Raw genomic sequence first — 16663 nt, forward strand, 5'->3', positions numbered from 1 at the left:
CCATCAGCAATTGGTCAGGGTGCCTGCCGGTGCGTCACCGCCCGGCGCGCGCTGGCGGTAGTCTTTACGGCTGTCTTCACGGCTCAACTTTTGCTCAAGCTCGGCAAAGGCCGCCTGCTGCTCCTGCAGGGAGGACTCCAGCTCAGAAAGGCGCTTGTCCTGTTCGGACAGGGATTTATCCGTGCGCTCGCTCAGGTTCTGCTGCTCGGTGGCGACCAGTTCCACGGCTTTATGCACGTCGGAGAAACGCGCCTCATCGGTCTGCTCTTTTTTGGTGAACAGCGCGGTGACGCGGGCAAAGAGGGACGGCTTTTCGTCCTGGGCTTCTTCCAGTTCGATCAGCGTTTCAACCGCTTCCGAAAACAGGTTTTCAGGGTTCTGCTTACGGTTCGCCAGCGGGTTATGCGCGGCGCTGGCGCTGAATGCCAGCATTTCGGTGCCAAGGCTCGCCGGATCGTCCGTCGCACCCAGCCCCACAAGGTAGGCCTTGCCGGTGTCGGCAAACTTTGTGCTGACCTCCATGGAGGTGAAAAGCTTCTGGCCTTTCTTCACCAGTTCCACCAGGGCGTCCGTGGGTTCGATATCGGCATAAAGCGCCATCTTGCCCGCCAGCGGCCCGTCCTTGATTTCTTCTGCTACCAGCCCCGTCACCCTGCCGTAGCGGTTAAAGGTGCTGTCCGGCAGATAAGACTTGATGTGCTCAAGGTTAATCAGCGCGGTATAGACCGTCGGGTTGTAGCTGGCAGCCATCTGTACCAGCCATTCACGCTGGATTTCGCGCCCGTCAGTGGTGGCACCTTCCACCCCGATACGGAAACGCTTTGCTTTCACTGTCATGAGCCGTGCTCCGTTAGAAATAACTTACTGGAGCCTTATGTTTGCGGTGATGGGGGGAGTGAAACAACGCGCGGCACTTGTACGGTAAACCACACAAACCGCAGCCGGGGAAAGCAGCCTGTCAAGGCCGTATGTTTGTGCCATGAACACCACACTGACCCCCGCAGACCTCGATCCCCGTCGGCAGGCCATGCTGCTGTACTTTCAGGGATACCGCGTCGCCCGCATTGCTGAAATGCTGGGCGAGAAAGTTGCAACCGTTCACAGCTGGAAGAAGCGCGACAAGTGGGGCGAGTATGGGCCGCTGGATCAGATGCAGCTCACCACTGCCGCACGTTACTGCCAGCTCATTATGAAGGAGCAGAAGGAAGGGAAAGACTTCAAGGAAATTGACCTGCTGGCGCGCCAGTCCGAGCGCCACGCCCGGATCGGGAAATTTAACGATGGCGGCAACGAAGCTGACTTAAATCCGAAGGTTGCCAACCGTAACAAAGGCCCGCGCAGGCAGCCTGAAAAGAACGTTTTCACCGACGAACAGACCGAAAAGCTGGAGGAAATCTTCCGCAACGGCATGTTTGAATATCAGCGCCACTGGTGGCAGGCAGGCGTAAAACACCGCATTCGCAACCTGCTTAAATCACGCCAGATCGGGGCAACATACTTTTTTGCTCGCGAAGCGCTGATTGACGCCATCACCACGGGGCGCAACCAGATTTTTCTCTCAGCCAGTAAGGCGCAGGCACACGTTTTTAAGCAGTACATCATCGACTTTGCAAAAGAGGTGGATGTTGAGCTGAAAGGCGACCCGATGACGCTCAGCAACGGAGCGTGCCTGTACTTCCTTGGCACCAACGCCCGCACGGCGCAGAGCTACCACGGCAACCTGTACCTTGATGAATATTTCTGGATACCGAAATTCCAGGAGCTGCGCAAGGTTGCCTCCGGCATGGCCATTCACAAGAAATGGCGACAAACCTACTTCTCCACGCCGTCCAGCCTGACCCACAGCGCCTATCCGTTCTGGTCCGGCGCGCTGTTCAACCGGGGCCGCGCCAAAGCGGACAAGGTGGATATTGACCTGACCCACAGCAACCTTGCGCGCGGCGTGCTCTGTCCGGACGGACAGTATCGCCAGATCGTCACCGTAGAGGATGCGGTGCGCGGCGGCTGTAATCTGTTCGACCTTGACCAGCTGCGCATGGAGTACAGCCCGGACGAATACCAGAACCTGCTGATGTGCGAATTTATTGACGATCTGGCGTCAGTGTTCCCGCTCAGCGAGCTGCAGGCGTGCATGGTGGACAGCTGGGAAGTCTGGTCCGATTTTCAGGCGCTGGCGCTGCGTCCGTTTGGCTGGCGCGAAGTCTGGATCGGATACGACCCGGCGAAAGGCACGCAGAACGGTGACAGCGCCGGGTGTGTGGTGGTGGCACCGCCAACCGTGCCGGGCGGCAAGTTCCGCATTCTTGAGCGGCACCAGTGGCGCGGGATGGACTTCCGCGCCCAGGCTGACGCTATCAAAAAGCTGACGCAGCAGTACAACGTGACCTATATCGGCATCGACTCGACCGGTGTCGGTCACGGTGTCTACGAGAATGTGAAAGCGTTCTTTCCTGCGGTGCGGGAGTTTGTCTACAACCCCAACGTCAAAAACGCCCTGGTGCTCAAGGCATACGACATTATCAGCCACCGCCGTCTGGAGTTTGACGCGGGACACACCGACATTGCGCAGTCCTTTATGGCTATCCGCCGGGCCACCACCGCCAGCGGCAACCGCCCAACCTATGAAGCCAGCCGCAGCGAAGAAGCCAGCCACGCAGATTTGGCCTGGGCAACGATGCACGCACTGTTTAACGAACCGCTGCAGGGCGAAGCCGCCAATACCAGCAACATTGTGGAGATTTTTTGATGAGTGATCTTAACGCCCCTGGCGATACCCTAACCACAGAAGAAACTAAAACCACCTCGGCAGAGGCTTTTAGCTTTGGCGACCCGATCCCGGTACTGGACCGCCGGGAACTGCTGGATTATGTGGAGTGTGTGCAGATGGATCGCTGGTATGAACCGCCGGTGAGTTTTGACGGGATGGCGCGCACCTATCGCGCAGCCGTGCATCACAGTTCACCGATTGCCGTTAAGCGCAACATTCTTACCAGCACGTTTATTCCGCATCCGTTACTCAGTCAGCAGGCGTTCAGCCGGTTCGTGCAGGACTATTTGGTTTTCGGGAATGCCTATCTGGAAAAGCGCACCAATCGGCTCGGCGGCATTCTGTCGCTGGAGCCGTCGCTGGCGAAATACACCCGCCGCGGGATCGATCTCGACACTTACTGGTTTGTGCAATACGGCATGACCACGCAGCCCTACGAGTTCACCAAAGGCAGCATTTTTCACCTGATGGAACCGGACCTGAACCAGGAGATTTACGGCCTTCCGGAATACTTATCAGCTATCCCTTCCGCCCTGCTCAATGAGTCCGCCACACTGTTCCGCCGGAAGTATTACATTAACGGCAGCCACGCGGGCTTTATCATGTACATGACCGATGCCGCGCAGAACCAGGAGGACGTGAACAACATCCGCCAGGCCATGAAAAGCGCCAAGGGCCCGGGTAACTTCCGAAACCTGTTCATGTACTCGCCCAACGGCAAAAAAGACGGGATTCAGATCATCCCGCTGTCAGAGGTGGCAGCGAAGGATGAATTTCTGAATATTAAGAATGTTAGCCGGGACGACATGATGGCGGCTCACCGCGTTCCACCGCAGATGATGGGTATCATTCCCAATAATACCGGCGGCTTTGGTGATGTGGAAAAGGCCAGCCGTGTCTTTGTCCGCAACGAGCTAATGCCGCTGCAGAAGCGACTACAGGAACTTAACGACTGGCTGGGCGAGAAAGTGATTAAATTCACGCCCTATACTCTTGAAGATGAATAATTCTTAACTTATTTTTTTCGTCTTTGCTCACGCCTTGTCCGGGCTTCGATAAGGCGCTGAGGCTCAGTATAAAGCCGTTCTAAAAAAAGATAGGTAAAATCTTCAAGATCCTCAGCGGCCGCCTTATCCAAAATCCCCTCATGGGCACCATCATTTCCATCATCTTTGACACACTCAGCCAGCTCTCTCAAAGACTCAGGTAAAAGGTGATTATCAAAGAGCCACTCCATTCTTAACCCTAGGCTTCTTTTTATTTTCTGTGCAGGCCCTTGTTCACCTTCAGGGACAAGACCTTTAGTCGCGTAATCAAGACAAAGTCTAAACATGGTTGCCGCTGCATTATAGCAGCCGATTGCCAGACATTTTGCCCCTTCCTCATAAGCGTTGTTTATGTGTTCAGGCAAAAATTCAGGTGGTTCATCTACGGCTATGTCAGCGGGTGAAACAGGTCTGCCCACTTCAACAACTTCCCTTAGCCCAAAAAGCCCACTCCCCCAATTGTAACCATCTAACGTTTTATTTTTTTCCAAAGGCCAGCACATAAACATAGTCGTTTGACGACATTCCCTACAAACGCAGTAAATTTCGTACTCATACGTTTTTGCTCCACCTAGGTTTGTGTAAACTTTAGTGCAATTCAATCCATTAAAATCAAAAGAAATTTTTTGTGAACCACACCTTGGACAGTCGTCCACTAACGTCACCATGTCAGCCCTCCTCCTACTGGTGAAACTTATGCCTTACTATTGAACATCAACGGCTTGAAAACCCAGCCCTTTGATACCACAAATTCACAAATTCAACCATGAGCGCGCGCTCGTAGCCCCGCCACGCCTGCCCGCTTTACGTAATGGTTTTCATGCGCCTGCATGACATAAGCAAAAGCCCGCCATTCCTGGCGGGCCTCAGCAAAAACGATCCTCAAACGATCATGCAATCTCATGCGGCATAGTCATGCACTGAGTGCACAGTAACCAGCTAAGACTCATGACTGAAAACTTATTAAAAATTACATAACACCTTCTCTTTTGGCGGCGGTCAGATAGGCAAGAATAGGATTATTTTTATTCCATTCTGGTGTTGACGTTATTTTTGCTTGTATAGATAAGAAAGCCAATCCTGCCGCCATCAGCCCTGAAAAATTATGTATACTCTGTGTAGTAAAATACTCGAACGCAGCATTAGACAACCCCGCAATTGCTGCGACATCAAAATTATATTGAGGTGACCAATTAAATCTATTTAAAACAGGCCACTTTTCATTAGACACGCGTTCTAGATCTCTTAAAATTTCATTCAGTTGATCTAAGGAACGGTTAAATCCTAAACTTCTGTCTGGGCATTTGAGTGCATCAATATAAAGATCATCCATCTGCTTATGAAATGCGGCCAACATGTCAGAGCGCCTCAGTTTAAAATCAATCACTTCCTCTATTGGCGCATGCTCCGGCGGTGAAGGTAAAGCATTAATCAGATTTATTCTGATAGTTCTTTTTTCATCCATAGCTTCTTCACCCAACAATAATTCCTCTGAGAATTGATGAATAGCCCATTCAACTTCAGGTTCAGCCTCTTTTACTTTTTTAGTGGCAATTATTTGTGAGTCCAGAACAGCCTGCATAAGAAAACTTGCATTCAAAGCACCATTAAATTCAACCGAATGTAAAGGTCGTTCAAGGAATCCCTGATCAATCAAAACTTCCTGTTCAGAGGTTGCTTCATCATATATAACGTTGTTTTGGGGGATAATAATCCTATCCCAATACATAAGCAGGTATCTAACATCTTTAGAGTCAATAAACGACTCAGCTTTAACACTACGACCATCAAAAGTGAATTTTGCTGGATTAGTTATTATCCCTTTTTTCATCTGACAACTCCAAGATTAGTATGCAATGTATTTTATTCGCTAGTGATACCACACCATAATCACATCATGTGTCTCATATTCAGATAATGTGATACTAATCAAACATTGACAAATTACAATTTAATTTTGACTTGCTGCCTCCACTCTTGTAGCCATTACCAAGTATCACAACCCATCTTACACGATACAATTGCTACAACTCATCTGAAACAATCATACAAAGTGCTTTCCAATTTATGGCACCGCCAAACTCTTTTCAGAGATGAAAGAGAATCAACTGACCATAACTTATTTGTTTTTAGCATTTAATCTCGATATACAGCCGGATATTTTCTCTCATAACTAACACCTCGCGTGGCTCGTTGTTCAACCTTGCGGACGGTAAAAACTAGTTTTTCGTCCGCAAGGTTCGCTAATGTAGCCAGCTGTCGTCCTTCCAGACCTGCTGCAAAATCTCCAATACCCGCTTTTTATCTTCGTCCAGTTTTAAGGCGCTAAGCTCCAGGCCGTTAGCGCTTCCCTTACGTATGCGGATTGCCGTTTTTGGATAGAGGGGGCAAATTTCGGTAAAGCTCGGATTCAAGGGCTTCCAGTGTTGCCTGGCTTATCTTCTGCTCTTTATCGATCATTATTTCAATGCGCATAAAGCCCCCTTTAGTTGATAACGTCCATTGCCTGGCCGTAATCATGGTTACGAATTTTCGCCATCAGCTCGTCCGTCAGTTCCGACACCCACTGGATCGCAAGGCGTTTCTCTTCTTCGCTACACTCACTAGCCGCTACAAGCTTGATAAAGAAATCAATACGCTGGAGTTTCAACGACTCCAAAAGATAGTCCTGCATTTTCCCTCCTATCCTCACTACGGGATAAACCAGCCAGCATCCCCAGGAAGAGACACCAACAACTGTATATATATCCACTGTTTATATATACAGTATAGAAGGATTTCGGTGTTGTAAAATATTTTTTATCAATCAATCAGATGAGTCTGTTTGCTGAGGTTAATCATTAACTTCACTCAGCGCCGTCATTATTGCCAGTCGCTCAGCATGAGGCAGAGCTGCGAACTTTTTGCGCCAGCGCTTCGCCTTGCGTTTGATGCGCTCCCTGTCGTTGTAATCCTTACCCGCAAAAGTGTGCGAGTAGGCTCTCCCCTCTGGGTAATTCATCCAGATTTTCTCTGTGCGCACACCGCCGCGTGTCATGGCCTGAAATTCTTTCTGGCGTCAGCCCGTTAACAGTTCGTCATAAAGCGCTGATGGGTAGCCGGACAAAATCACATTGGCATTTTTTGGCAGGTTTTTAAGGCAGGCCAGCAGCCGCTCATGATCGGCAACGGTATATTCATTGCGATAACGCGCGGCACTGGTGCGCGTTTCATGCAGATAGGGAGGGTCTGCGTAAACCAGCACACGACCGGCGGAGGAAAAATCGAAGTCCCTTAAAAACCGCACCGCATCGGCAACATCGATAAAAAGGCTATCGCCCACGGTATCAAGGAAATCAGCATTGCCCTGGCAGAACGCCTCAACCGTCAGGGGATCAATATCAATGCCCCAATTGCGGCGGGCCGGTGGTTTACGCAACATGACAGCGCCACCGCCCAGGTGCGTCTCAATGTAGGTATCATGCGGCGGCATTTCCGCAATAATCTTTTGAAAAACACCGCTTGCGGCCTTGCTTCCCAGATAGGTCATTTCTGTTTTCCTCAACTCCTGATTTCGTTTTAATTCACCTGCAGCACAGTCGAAAATGACGTTACTCGATGAATGGCCAGCACTGTCATTTCTGACGGTGAATGCCGGAACGCGGTACCACACCGTCAGACCTGACCATGTTGATCACGGGCTATTCGCGCGCTGAAAATGCACGCTTCATTCGGTTCAAAAGGTCATCCGCCTGCTGTTTAATCTCCACAATCTGGGACGGAAGACGTTCAACACCTGCCGAAGTACGGTTTCGGACAGTAAGGCGCCCTTCTTCAACCGTTAACACTTGATCGCCAAAGGCAACCACCGCGCCAGAAATCAACGAACGGACCATTCCGGCACTGGCATCCACACCTCTCAGAGCTAGCAGCTCCCTAATTTGCTTTTCCTGCTCCGTCATAGGGCTAGCTTTTGGCCTCACTTTGACGCGCTTGTTAGTTGCCTTTGCCGCTTCGCTCAATCGCTGCGCCACCACCCGTTTTTCTTTCCGGGATAAAGAGCCAATATCCGCCCAGCTGGCACAGTCATTCATGACCGTGCCGTCAGGATCGGCGCGTTTTTCAACCTCCCGCGGCTCCCGCGTACAGTTATTGACAGAACTCCGAGGGGCGGCGGGGCCGCCTGAAAAATCAAGATCAAAACCGGAAACGCCGTCGGCCTGACGTTTCGGCACAATTTTGTATTTGGTAGTGCGCGTATGAATCAGCGATTCCGGCCCACAGATCGGAGAGTAAACGCCGGAAATTTTGGAGACGTCATCCCCGTAAAGGTTGCCGTTTTCGGTGACTTCATAGCTGAGGCGCACGCGCAGGAGATCACGGGAAACCAGCGGGCCACCCTGAGCACTCACATACAAATCCCACACGCCGCTGTCGGCGGCCTGACGCACTGGCTCAATTTCGGGGTGAAGGACAAGCTCACGATCACCGAGGCGGCGCAATTCACGCCACACTGTTACCGGTGCGCCGCCTATTTGCTGGAACTGACGGATCGCCCAGCGAGACGCCCAGGCACTTACGCGGCGCGCCATCTCTTTCAGAGGCTTGCCGGTTTCATCATCCAGATCGTCATCAAGCTGATAGCCATCAATATTTTTTGAAATGTATTTGGCGATATAGCCCGTTGCGCTGCCCTTCTCTTTCTCGATGGGTTTCATTTCGAAGCGGTTTTCAGCGGCGCCAGGCTCATTCCCGTCCTCACGCATGGCGTGCTTACGAAAGATTGCTGTTGCCGGTTCGATATGCTCCGGGCGCATGAAGAGCAGGAGGTGCCAGTGCGGGGTTTCGTCGTGGTGAGGCTCAACAACGCGAAAGCCAAACACGCGAATACCATTGCGCAGCCAGGCCGCACGCGTGCGCGCCCATACCTTGCAAAGATATTTCTGCGTTTCACGCGGTGACGCGCCGCTGTATTTGTTGTTCCGGCGCCCGTCGTACTGCATTGAGTGATATCTGGATGGAGCGGTAAGCGTGAAGAATGCCCCGGCCAGTCCGGCCTCATTCGCTAAATCTTCGAACCCACGCATGCGCGCCATCAGTTCACGGCGTCGGTTGGCTGGGTTGGCAACGCTGCCGGCCACTTTATCAATCAGCGATACGCGCTCTCCGGTGTCCTCATCTTCCAGCTCCATCGCTTTCAGAAATTCGCGGTTGGCTTTCTTTTGAGCCGTCCACTCCTGCAAGCATGGATCACTGCAGTACGGTGCTGATTTCTTGTGTACGTATCCAGCCGCAACCATCAGATGTTCACGCCAGCGAGCGTGCATACGACGCAGACGATTAAGCCACCACTGCGGAGACTGCAGGCGGGCCACTGATTTCAGTGCGTCTTCCGCCTCCAGTTCTTCTTTGCAGTAGTCCGTCCAGCACGGGACCGGTGTTTTGAGGTGATTGGCAAGAAACCCCATGCGGCCATAACCTGACAGAGTGGCGAAATGAGGATCGGACGTGCGGGCCATCTGGAAATCAAACTCGCGGTTAAACTCGCTACCCAACAGGTCAGCAAGATTATGCGCCAGCCGTTTCAGCTCTTTTTTTCCAGCCCAAAGCAGGCGCCAGAATTGTTCGCGCAGAGGCAACAAAGCCGCAGGCATCACCCCCTGCGGCAGATACTGCTCATTGACCTGATCTATGCGACTCAGAACGAATCGTTCAAAGGTATTGATAAGCCAGGCATCAGCAGCTTGTTTGCCTTTACGGTCTACCTGTTCAAGTTTTTGAGCATACATACGACGGACAAAATGAGGCAGCGAAGCCAGGCGACGACGAACCGCCCGGCCCCGATCTGGTGCTTCATCCGTTTCTGCCAGTTCGGCAATCGATAAACGCTTGCGATTGCCGTCCGGCGTCAGATACATAATCCCCGGCGCCGCATCGGCTTGCTTAAAACCGCCGATTGCAGGGCGCGGGGCATTCCATGCGTAGGGGAAAACTGTATCAGTCATTTCTGGACGGTTTCGATACAGCGATAATTTCAGGCGCAGACTTTCCTGCACCTCCTTTAACTCCCATGTTGCGCGGAGCTGTGATTTTGTAGTGCTTAAAATCACGATAAAGAGAACGAGTCAGCAACGTGCTGCTGTTCGAAACCACCACCTGATAACCTTCTGATGACCGGCACTCAAGAATTGAGGCCAGACGATACTGGTCACATTCGGTGAAACCCTCCGTGTGATAATCATTAAATGTTTCGTCATAAGGCGGATCGCAATAAACAACGTCGCCTGGCACCAACAAATCCAGCGTTTCGTTATAGCTGGCACAAATAAAAATGGCACGCTTAGCCTTTTCAGCAAATGCGCGTATTTCTCTCTCTGGGAAATATACCTTTTTATAATTACCAAACGGCACATTGAATAGGCCGCGCTTGTTATAACGACACAGACCACGGTAGCAATGACGATTAAGATACAAAAACAGGGCGGCACGGTCTCTTAAAAATAGCGTTGAGCCATCGTTAAAGAGCATGCGATTGTGGTAATAACTTTCAGGGTTATTATCTTCATCAAATAAAACTTTAACGCATTTAATGAAATCTTCCGCGTTAAGTGCGATTTGCTGATAAAGATTTATCAGGTCTGGATTAACATCTGCGACAAGATAATGAGGATAGTCTGTTGCCATCATCACAGCACAGGAACCCGCGAAAGGTTCAACCAATCGCGGGCCAGCTGGGAGGTGCTTTTTCAGTTCGGGCATGATGGCGGTTTTGTTTCCCGCCCATTTCAGGATAGTGCTCATTTGCCACTCCCTGTGAATAAGTGAACCAGCGCTTCTATGGTTGTGAACGGGCGAATTGAAAGCATCACCCAACTACCCGGAATCCAGTTTCCCGGCATAGGAAGAACGTCATTTACTGGCAGAATATGGGTGATAACTGCGGCGCATTCTCTGCCGGTATATTTGCCGTCGTGGTCCCATTCGCACAAAGAAAGAACGTCACCGACTTTATAGCCCCGATCATCCTTCCTAAGCTCTGCACGTTTTTCCCCTGTGACAACGGCATTGAAATAAGCCGGAGCGATTTTTACCTGGTGAACGCGCGTGGTCATAACGCACCTCCGTTGTAGTGTTTGCTTTTTAGCTCTGCGATTTCCTGACAGGTCACACAGCACTGCACGCCTGGAATAGCGCGGCGGCGAGCTGGCGGGATCGGAGCATCACACTCCGCACAGAGAACACGGGAAACGCCCGGCACTTTGGCGCGGGCATTGTTGATATGGCGCTCACGATCTTCCTGTTCGCGCAGTTGGGCGAGGTCCATTGAATCAGCCATTAATGCAACTCCTGCGCTTCGTTCTGGATGCGTACCGCTTCAACGCGAAGCAGTTCGGCCGCCTCGATATGGCTCAACTGACGGGAAACGATGCGCACGGCGAGACTATCCAGACGAGCCGCCATTGCATCAGCGCGGCAACGGCGCTCATCCAGGCGCGTTTCATTTAACAAAGCGAACAGACCAGCATCGTCTGGGCCTGTTTTCGTTGAGTGGGTTTTAGTATTTTTCATATACATTTCCTCAGAATTAGGGCAAAAAAATGCCCGGCGGGTTTACGCCATAAAACACGGGTTAATTACTTAGATATAACCAGAAACAGGGACGGGCTTACTTTTAATTTGGTTGATAATTTCAGCCTGCAAACCTTCTTTAAATTCTTTGCAGCATTCCCATTCAGGATCGACACGCAAAACAGCGCCGTCGCGGGTTTTAATTTCAAAACCTTCCGCCATATTTGGGATGATCACGCCCAGAATAATTCTCAGCTCATCACGAGACATGTTTCACTCCTTTAATAATCAAACGAGCAATGCGAATAATTAAAAAAGCTGACGGCTTAGCCGCTTTTGTTTTCAGCCCGTTTAATAATTCGGACTGATCGCGGCACGGGTGCCAGCGCTTGCCGTTATCTCCTGAAATCCAGCCGTGGCCGTAGTGCATTGCCGGGCTTTGCTTTACCAGGAGCGAGGCGAAAGAAGGTTCGTTTTTCAGCATGACCACCTCACATAAACCCGAAAGTCGCACTGATACCTGTAACCGTATCAATTGTGCTAGCCATGGCTGGGTTAGCCTGCAGACGCGCCTGCATGGATATCGCAGCCAACGCCATAAGGCGGGTGACAGAATTGATGCTGCTGATCACATCGCGGCGCCCAGCTGTTGTCCCGACTTCACCCGACACAGCACCGGCTGCCACACGACCAATTTCAGCTGTCGCGCTCATGACGTAATGCGGGAGTTTTTCTTTTGCCACTTCGTTCGTAGGTACGCACGGCAGGCAATGAATTTGAGCAAGGAAACCATCAACCAGCGCGGAGTCCTCAGTGATATCCGTCAGCAGCCAGATTTCCGGCGGCGTGAGCTGATGGGGCTGCTCAGGGTTAAGCTTGTTGCGCAGCGTCTGGACATTCATGCCTGCCCGGTCTGCCAACTTCGCCATATTGTGACGCTGTGCGAAAGCGCGGCAGGCTTCATCAAAGTGAGGATGTTTGGAAACGCGATAATCAAACATGTCGTAAGTCCTTTTTTATCCCAAAATGGAACTATCAGGCTTGCATTGTGACTTCGCAGCCCTGGGCCGCTTCCATAGTCAACGCAAACATGTTTATTTCGATTAGGCTGTTAACTCCGGCCTTCTTCCTGATAGGAAGGCGGTTTTCACGGATCATCTGACGGGCATAGCTTGGCTTGTAACCTGTGCGGCGGCAGAACTCATCGAGCGTGATGAATGGCTCAGATACCACAAGGTTGATGCTGGGGCGCATTGAAAAATTGCTTTTCATGATGCACTATTCCTCAGTTTGTGTTTAAAAACTTCACTATTCGGAACTATTCGCAATCATTCCGAACACCACAAAACCGATAATAGGATCGCATTTTAAATATGTCAAACACAAAAGAGACCCCTGAAGCGATCTCAAAATACAACTTTCCATCTCAAAGTGGTGGGAAGGAAGCGATAACGCGTATCCTCCAGGCATACGGATTCAGTACCAGACAGGCTTTATGCGACCATCTAGGGGTATCACAAAGCACTATGGCAAACCGTTGGATGCGCGATACTTTCCCGCACGATTGGCTCATTGCATGCCATCTTGACACGGGCGCATCGATGCTTTGGTTAACTACAGGGCAAGGTTCATCCACAACAAAAGCAGATGGCGACAATGGATTGCCTTTGCAATTAAAAGAAATCTCAAATGGGGTTATTTCATCCTCTGAGCAAGTTCGCTACGACGCTCGCCTTTTACCTCAAGGCACAACGGCCCCATTCATTGTGAAGTTTGAAAATTCGCTCTATCTCGTGGACGAGTTCAGGGGAGAGATCAACGATGGAATCTGGTTGATTGAATTAGATGGCTTTATGAGCATCAGACAGGTTTACCGTCTTCCAGGTGGGCGCTTACGCGTAGAGAATGGCCCCGCATCCTTTGAATGCACACCATCGGATATTAAAGCCAATGGCAGAGTGATCAGCAAAATAACATTTACTGAATAAGGAATATTGGTATGACTCAATTTAGCGCTTTCAACTATACACACAATAGAGATAAAGCCATCGCTAACTTAATCAACCTAATTGAAGGGATGACCTGTGATGGAAAATTAACTGAAAAAGAAATGATTTTCCTTGATACATGGCTGATGGAATCAGACGTTCTTTCCCAAAATTATTTCGTAAACTGCATCAGAGATAAAATAAGCGAAATCCTTTCGGATGGTGTAGTTGAAAAAGTTGAATTAGACGAATTGAAAGAACTGCTCCATGAAATGCAACGCGGCTTGATGGATACTCCAAACATTGACCTATACTCTGCAGACTCTGACAAGCATTTGCTTGAGGGGCTATGTAAGGGGCTTGCTTCTGACTATCATTTGAGCGATGAAGAAATCAGCTATTTAAACTGGTTCTTATCTACAAATGCAGCTTTAAAAAGCAATTACCCCGGTAAACATCTTTACGAACTGGTTCAATCAATCCTGAGTGATGGAGTGATAACAGACGAAGAGCGCACCAAATTATTACAAGAAATAACCGCTTTTACAGGCTCAAATATTTCTGAGGGTATTGTGGATGGGTATTCCACAACTTCACCTGTTGACCTAATTGACGAGTTTAATCCTATAGATAGTAAAGTTTGCCTCACTGGTAAGTTTCTATGCAGCTCCCGTAGACAATGTGAAAGTGACCTTATAAAGCTTGGTTGCCAAATTGTTGATCGTGTTACTCAAGATTTGGACTATTTAATTATTGGCGCCCTTAGCTCGAAGGATTGGAAATTTCAAAGCTTCGGAAGAAAGATAGAACAGGCTATTGATTATCGTGACAATAAAGGAGTTCCACTGAAAATCCTCAGCGAGGAACACTGGCAAGCTCTAATGCGTGGTGGTAATTCCATAACTCAATAGGCCTATAGAATGGCAGTTAGCAAATTAAGCAATGGTAAGTGGCAGGCTCAGGTTTTCCCCAACGGTAGGGATGGGCGGCGTATTCGTCGCCAATTCGCCACCAAAGGGGAGGCTATGGCATTCGAGCGCCATGTAAAGGAACAAGCCCAAGATAAGCCGTGGCTGGGTGAGAAAACAGACAAACGCCGCGTTCGTGATTTGGTTACAGCCTGGTATAACGCACATGGTGTAACACTCGCTGATGGCGAGAAGCGTAAAGGCGCAATGGAGTTTGCCTGTCTCGCTATGGGCGACCCCCTCGCAACTGAATTCAACGCAAAATTATTCTCAACGTATAGAGAGCAGCGTTTAAGCGGGAAAATAACCCGCTCGGATCGCGTTAAGTCCGTAACTCCTCGCACGGTAAACCTGGAACTGGCTTACTTTCGGGCTATGTTCAATGAGCTGAAAAGACTTGATGACTGGACAGCACCAAACCCTCTCGAAAACGTCAGAGAGTTTAAGATTGCAGAAGTTGAGCTAGCCTGGCTTACGGTTGAGGAAGCGACGCGCTTGCTTGAGGAATGCGAGAAAAGCAAAGCAAGTGATTTAACCACAATTGTCAAAATCTGCCTTGCGACCGGCGCAAGATGGGGAGAGGCTGAAAGCTTAACTGGCAAGCAGATAAGCCCCGGCAAAATCACTTTTATCAAAACGAAAGGTAAGAAAAACCGTGCGGTTCCAATCAGTGATGAGCTGTACGATTTGCTACCCAAAAACCGAACTTCCAAACCACTCTTTACCGGATGTTATGCAGCATTCAGGAGCGCGATAAAGCGCGCGGGGATAGAGCTGCCAGACGGCCAGCTGTCGCATGTTCTTCGGCATACTTTTGCCAGTCATTTTATGATGCGCGGAGGTAATATTTTAGTTCTTCAGCGCATCTTAGGCCATACGGATATTAAGGTGACGATGCGTTATGCTCACTTCGCCCCAGATCATCTTACTGAAGCAATTAAACTAAACCCATTAACGTTATTAAACAATTGAAATTCTTAAATGGATGCCATCATGTATCACACTAAAAAACAATTTAAAGGCACATGCCCACACTGCAATAATGTAATTGATTATCACGAACTTAAATTCCAAATGGAAAATGACATTGGGGAAATGCTCGCAAAATGTCAAAGTTGCGGGGACACTTTTGGTATTCAATGTAAGAATCCAGATGAATCGTATATTGTTAGTGGAGCAGATAAAATAGATTACTTGGATTATGAGTGTGAATCACCATCAAACCTCAAAAAACTAACAGTAGCATTCAAATATAAAGGTGATATTTTCAGAAACAACCCAAAATTTGATTTTGAATCTTATAATCTTTACAAATGTCATAGCTGTGATGATAACTTAGAAAAAATAGCCTACGAAAGCATGGCAAGTGAATATCAAGAATGGGGCCAGCAAGTTTATCAATACATATCTGAAGACATATCAGGTTATGGATATAATGCAGAAAAATCAATACTAAAAATCGATTTGACTTGCTCCTGTGGTAAAAATCATTCCGCTTTGTTCTACAAAAAGTTTGACCATTGCGATTTTTCTGATAACGATTTTCTACTCGGAAATATAAGTAATTGCGTTTCTCTCGAAGACAGAATCGATGGAACCATTACGAAATCTGATTTTATAGAAGCCATAAAAAAATTAATTGTTAGGTGGGAGCTATTATTTGAAAAAACTTATCTAATATTCCCTTACGTTGGTCATACAAGATCCGAAAATTCTGAACTACTAGAATTATGGGGCGAAATCATATCCCAATCAAGCTCAAACAAACTTAAAATAATCACTAAAACTCAAACATTGAACTCTTTTAAAAAAGCAGTATCAGAGGTTTTTCATGATTATAACGTTTTAAGCAAATTTAAATTTACGCCACAAGTGATAGAAGAAGCTATTAAAAACACTCGATTTCATGCAAAAATTTATTGCGGCGTAAATGATAATTATGTGGAATGCCTGAGTGGATCAGCCAATATCGCAACAGGCCCTTCATTTGAACAACTTACTTTTAAAAAGTATGATAGTTACGATATTTTCTATGAAAGATTTTTGAAAGCTTTCGACACTAGTAAAGTCGCAGATGATGTATTTAGCATTCTAGATAATAAAACAACCAATAAATGCCATGTTCTTTTCGATCAATCAGAAGGTTATCATCACTCGCAGCTTGAAAAGACTACCCTCATAGCCCTTATCAAAAGTTAAAAAGAACGACCGACGACTCCCGCAGTGGCAGCAAAATGGCAGCATATCTAATCACTATGCTGTCATATTCTTCACTATTCTATGAAACAAGTTTATGAAAATTAAGTATATTATTGTTTTTTAACAGTAAAGATAGGGACTCATAAT

General features: G+C 48.6%; 19 protein-coding genes and 2 pseudogenes. 6 read left to right on the forward strand and 15 right to left on the reverse strand.

Annotated elements, in window-relative coordinates; genetic code table 11:
* Positions 1-3: 3 nt before the first annotated feature.
* A complete protein-coding gene (locus ACWHWP_RS20360) occupies positions 4-837 on the reverse strand; it encodes a GPO family capsid scaffolding protein (protein ID WP_407206568.1) in 834 nt (277 codons plus the stop codon).
* A 142-nt stretch (positions 838-979) separates the two neighbouring features.
* On the opposite strand from ACWHWP_RS20360, the gene ACWHWP_RS20365 reads away from it, so the two are divergent.
* Both ACWHWP_RS20365 and ACWHWP_RS20370 read left to right on the forward strand, forming a co-directional pair.
* On the forward strand, positions 980-2746 hold the full coding sequence (locus ACWHWP_RS20365) for a terminase ATPase subunit family protein (RefSeq protein ID WP_447856228.1): 1767 nt from the start codon (positions 980-982) through the stop codon (positions 2744-2746).
* Positions 2746-3774: a phage portal protein gene (locus tag ACWHWP_RS20370; protein ID WP_447856230.1), complete on the forward strand. Its 1029-nt coding sequence runs from the start codon at positions 2746-2748 to the stop codon at positions 3772-3774. The genes ACWHWP_RS20365 and ACWHWP_RS20370 overlap by 1 nt, the downstream gene beginning before the upstream one ends.
* 8 nt (positions 3775-3782) lie before the next feature.
* Here the strand turns inward: ACWHWP_RS20370 and ACWHWP_RS20375 are convergent, their stop codons facing one another.
* The 14 genes and pseudogenes from ACWHWP_RS20375 to ACWHWP_RS20440 all read right to left on the reverse strand — a co-directional run bounded on the left by ACWHWP_RS20375 (position 3783) and on the right by ACWHWP_RS20440 (position 12633).
* Positions 3783-4481 carry a DUF4145 domain-containing protein gene (locus tag ACWHWP_RS20375; RefSeq protein WP_019077492.1) on the reverse strand — a complete coding sequence of 233 codons (699 nt, stop codon included), beginning with the start codon at positions 4479-4481 and terminating at the stop codon, positions 3783-3785.
* Positions 4482-4783: 302 nt separating this feature from the next.
* On the reverse strand, positions 4784-5644 hold the full coding sequence (locus ACWHWP_RS20380; protein ID WP_447856231.1) for a DUF6236 family protein: 861 nt from the start codon (positions 5642-5644) through the stop codon (positions 4784-4786).
* Positions 5645-6056: 412 nt separating this feature from the next.
* A pseudogene (locus ACWHWP_RS20385) lies at positions 6057-6288 on the reverse strand (DinI-like family protein).
* A 10-nt stretch (positions 6289-6298) separates the two neighbouring features.
* Positions 6299-6487: a hypothetical protein gene (locus ACWHWP_RS20390; RefSeq protein WP_014884914.1), complete on the reverse strand. Its 189-nt coding sequence runs from the start codon at positions 6485-6487 to the stop codon at positions 6299-6301.
* A gap of 159 nt (positions 6488-6646) precedes the next feature.
* Positions 6647-7342: pseudogene (locus tag ACWHWP_RS20395) on the reverse strand (DNA adenine methylase).
* 151 nt (positions 7343-7493) lie between these two features.
* Positions 7494-9797, reverse strand: coding sequence for a replication endonuclease (locus ACWHWP_RS20400; protein WP_447856725.1), 2304 nt, complete (start codon positions 9795-9797; stop codon positions 7494-7496).
* Positions 9790-10593 carry a DNA adenine methylase gene (locus ACWHWP_RS20405; RefSeq protein WP_447856233.1) on the reverse strand — a complete coding sequence of 268 codons (804 nt, stop codon included), beginning with the start codon at positions 10591-10593 and terminating at the stop codon, positions 9790-9792. Before ACWHWP_RS20405 ends, ACWHWP_RS20400 begins: the two co-directional genes overlap by 8 nt.
* Entirely contained in the window at positions 10590-10904 is a 315-nt protein-coding gene (locus tag ACWHWP_RS20410; protein WP_214598536.1) for a DUF3850 domain-containing protein, read from the reverse strand. The genes ACWHWP_RS20405 and ACWHWP_RS20410 overlap by 4 nt, the downstream gene beginning before the upstream one ends.
* A complete protein-coding gene (locus tag ACWHWP_RS20415; RefSeq protein WP_014884919.1) occupies positions 10901-11128 on the reverse strand; it encodes a TraR/DksA family transcriptional regulator in 228 nt (75 codons plus the stop codon). Before ACWHWP_RS20415 ends, ACWHWP_RS20410 begins: the two co-directional genes overlap by 4 nt.
* On the reverse strand, positions 11128-11361 hold the full coding sequence (locus tag ACWHWP_RS20420) for a DUF2732 family protein (RefSeq protein WP_017382389.1): 234 nt from the start codon (positions 11359-11361) through the stop codon (positions 11128-11130). Before ACWHWP_RS20420 ends, ACWHWP_RS20415 begins: the two co-directional genes overlap by 1 nt.
* Before the next feature lie 69 nt (positions 11362-11430).
* Positions 11431-11631, reverse strand: a complete 201-nt coding sequence (locus ACWHWP_RS20425; RefSeq protein ID WP_214598534.1) for a hypothetical protein — start codon at positions 11629-11631, stop codon at positions 11431-11433.
* A complete protein-coding gene (locus tag ACWHWP_RS20430) occupies positions 11621-11845 on the reverse strand; it encodes a phage filamentation protein Fil family protein (protein ID WP_214598532.1) in 225 nt (74 codons plus the stop codon). The genes ACWHWP_RS20425 and ACWHWP_RS20430 overlap by 11 nt, the downstream gene beginning before the upstream one ends.
* Before the next feature lie 7 nt (positions 11846-11852).
* The gene (locus ACWHWP_RS20435; RefSeq protein ID WP_017441497.1) at positions 11853-12362 is read right to left on the reverse strand and encodes a phage regulatory CII family protein; all 510 of its coding nucleotides are present in this window, start codon (positions 12360-12362) and stop codon (positions 11853-11855) included.
* A gap of 34 nt (positions 12363-12396) precedes the next feature.
* A complete protein-coding gene (locus ACWHWP_RS20440; RefSeq protein ID WP_062856346.1) occupies positions 12397-12633 on the reverse strand; it encodes a hypothetical protein in 237 nt (78 codons plus the stop codon).
* Positions 12634-12734: 101 nt separating this feature from the next.
* Between ACWHWP_RS20440 and ACWHWP_RS20445 the strand changes: the two genes are divergently transcribed.
* Genes ACWHWP_RS20445 through ACWHWP_RS20460 form a run of 4 tightly spaced genes read left to right on the forward strand, consistent with a single transcriptional unit; the run spans position 12735 to position 16516 of the window.
* Positions 12735-13349, forward strand: coding sequence for a phage repressor protein CI (locus ACWHWP_RS20445; RefSeq protein WP_080113013.1), 615 nt, complete (start codon positions 12735-12737; stop codon positions 13347-13349).
* A gap of 11 nt (positions 13350-13360) precedes the next feature.
* Positions 13361-14260 carry an NAD-dependent DNA ligase gene (locus ACWHWP_RS20450; protein WP_447856237.1) on the forward strand — a complete coding sequence of 300 codons (900 nt, stop codon included), beginning with the start codon at positions 13361-13363 and terminating at the stop codon, positions 14258-14260.
* A 9-nt stretch (positions 14261-14269) separates the two neighbouring features.
* Positions 14270-15289: a phage integrase gene (locus tag ACWHWP_RS20455; protein ID WP_214598529.1), complete on the forward strand. Its 1020-nt coding sequence runs from the start codon at positions 14270-14272 to the stop codon at positions 15287-15289.
* A 21-nt stretch (positions 15290-15310) separates the two neighbouring features.
* On the forward strand, positions 15311-16516 hold the full coding sequence (locus ACWHWP_RS20460) for a hypothetical protein (RefSeq protein WP_367641655.1): 1206 nt from the start codon (positions 15311-15313) through the stop codon (positions 16514-16516).
* The last annotated feature ends 147 nt before the right edge of the window (positions 16517-16663 follow it).

It is taken from the genome of Enterobacter sp. WI-ESBL-E8 (assembly GCF_053364895.1).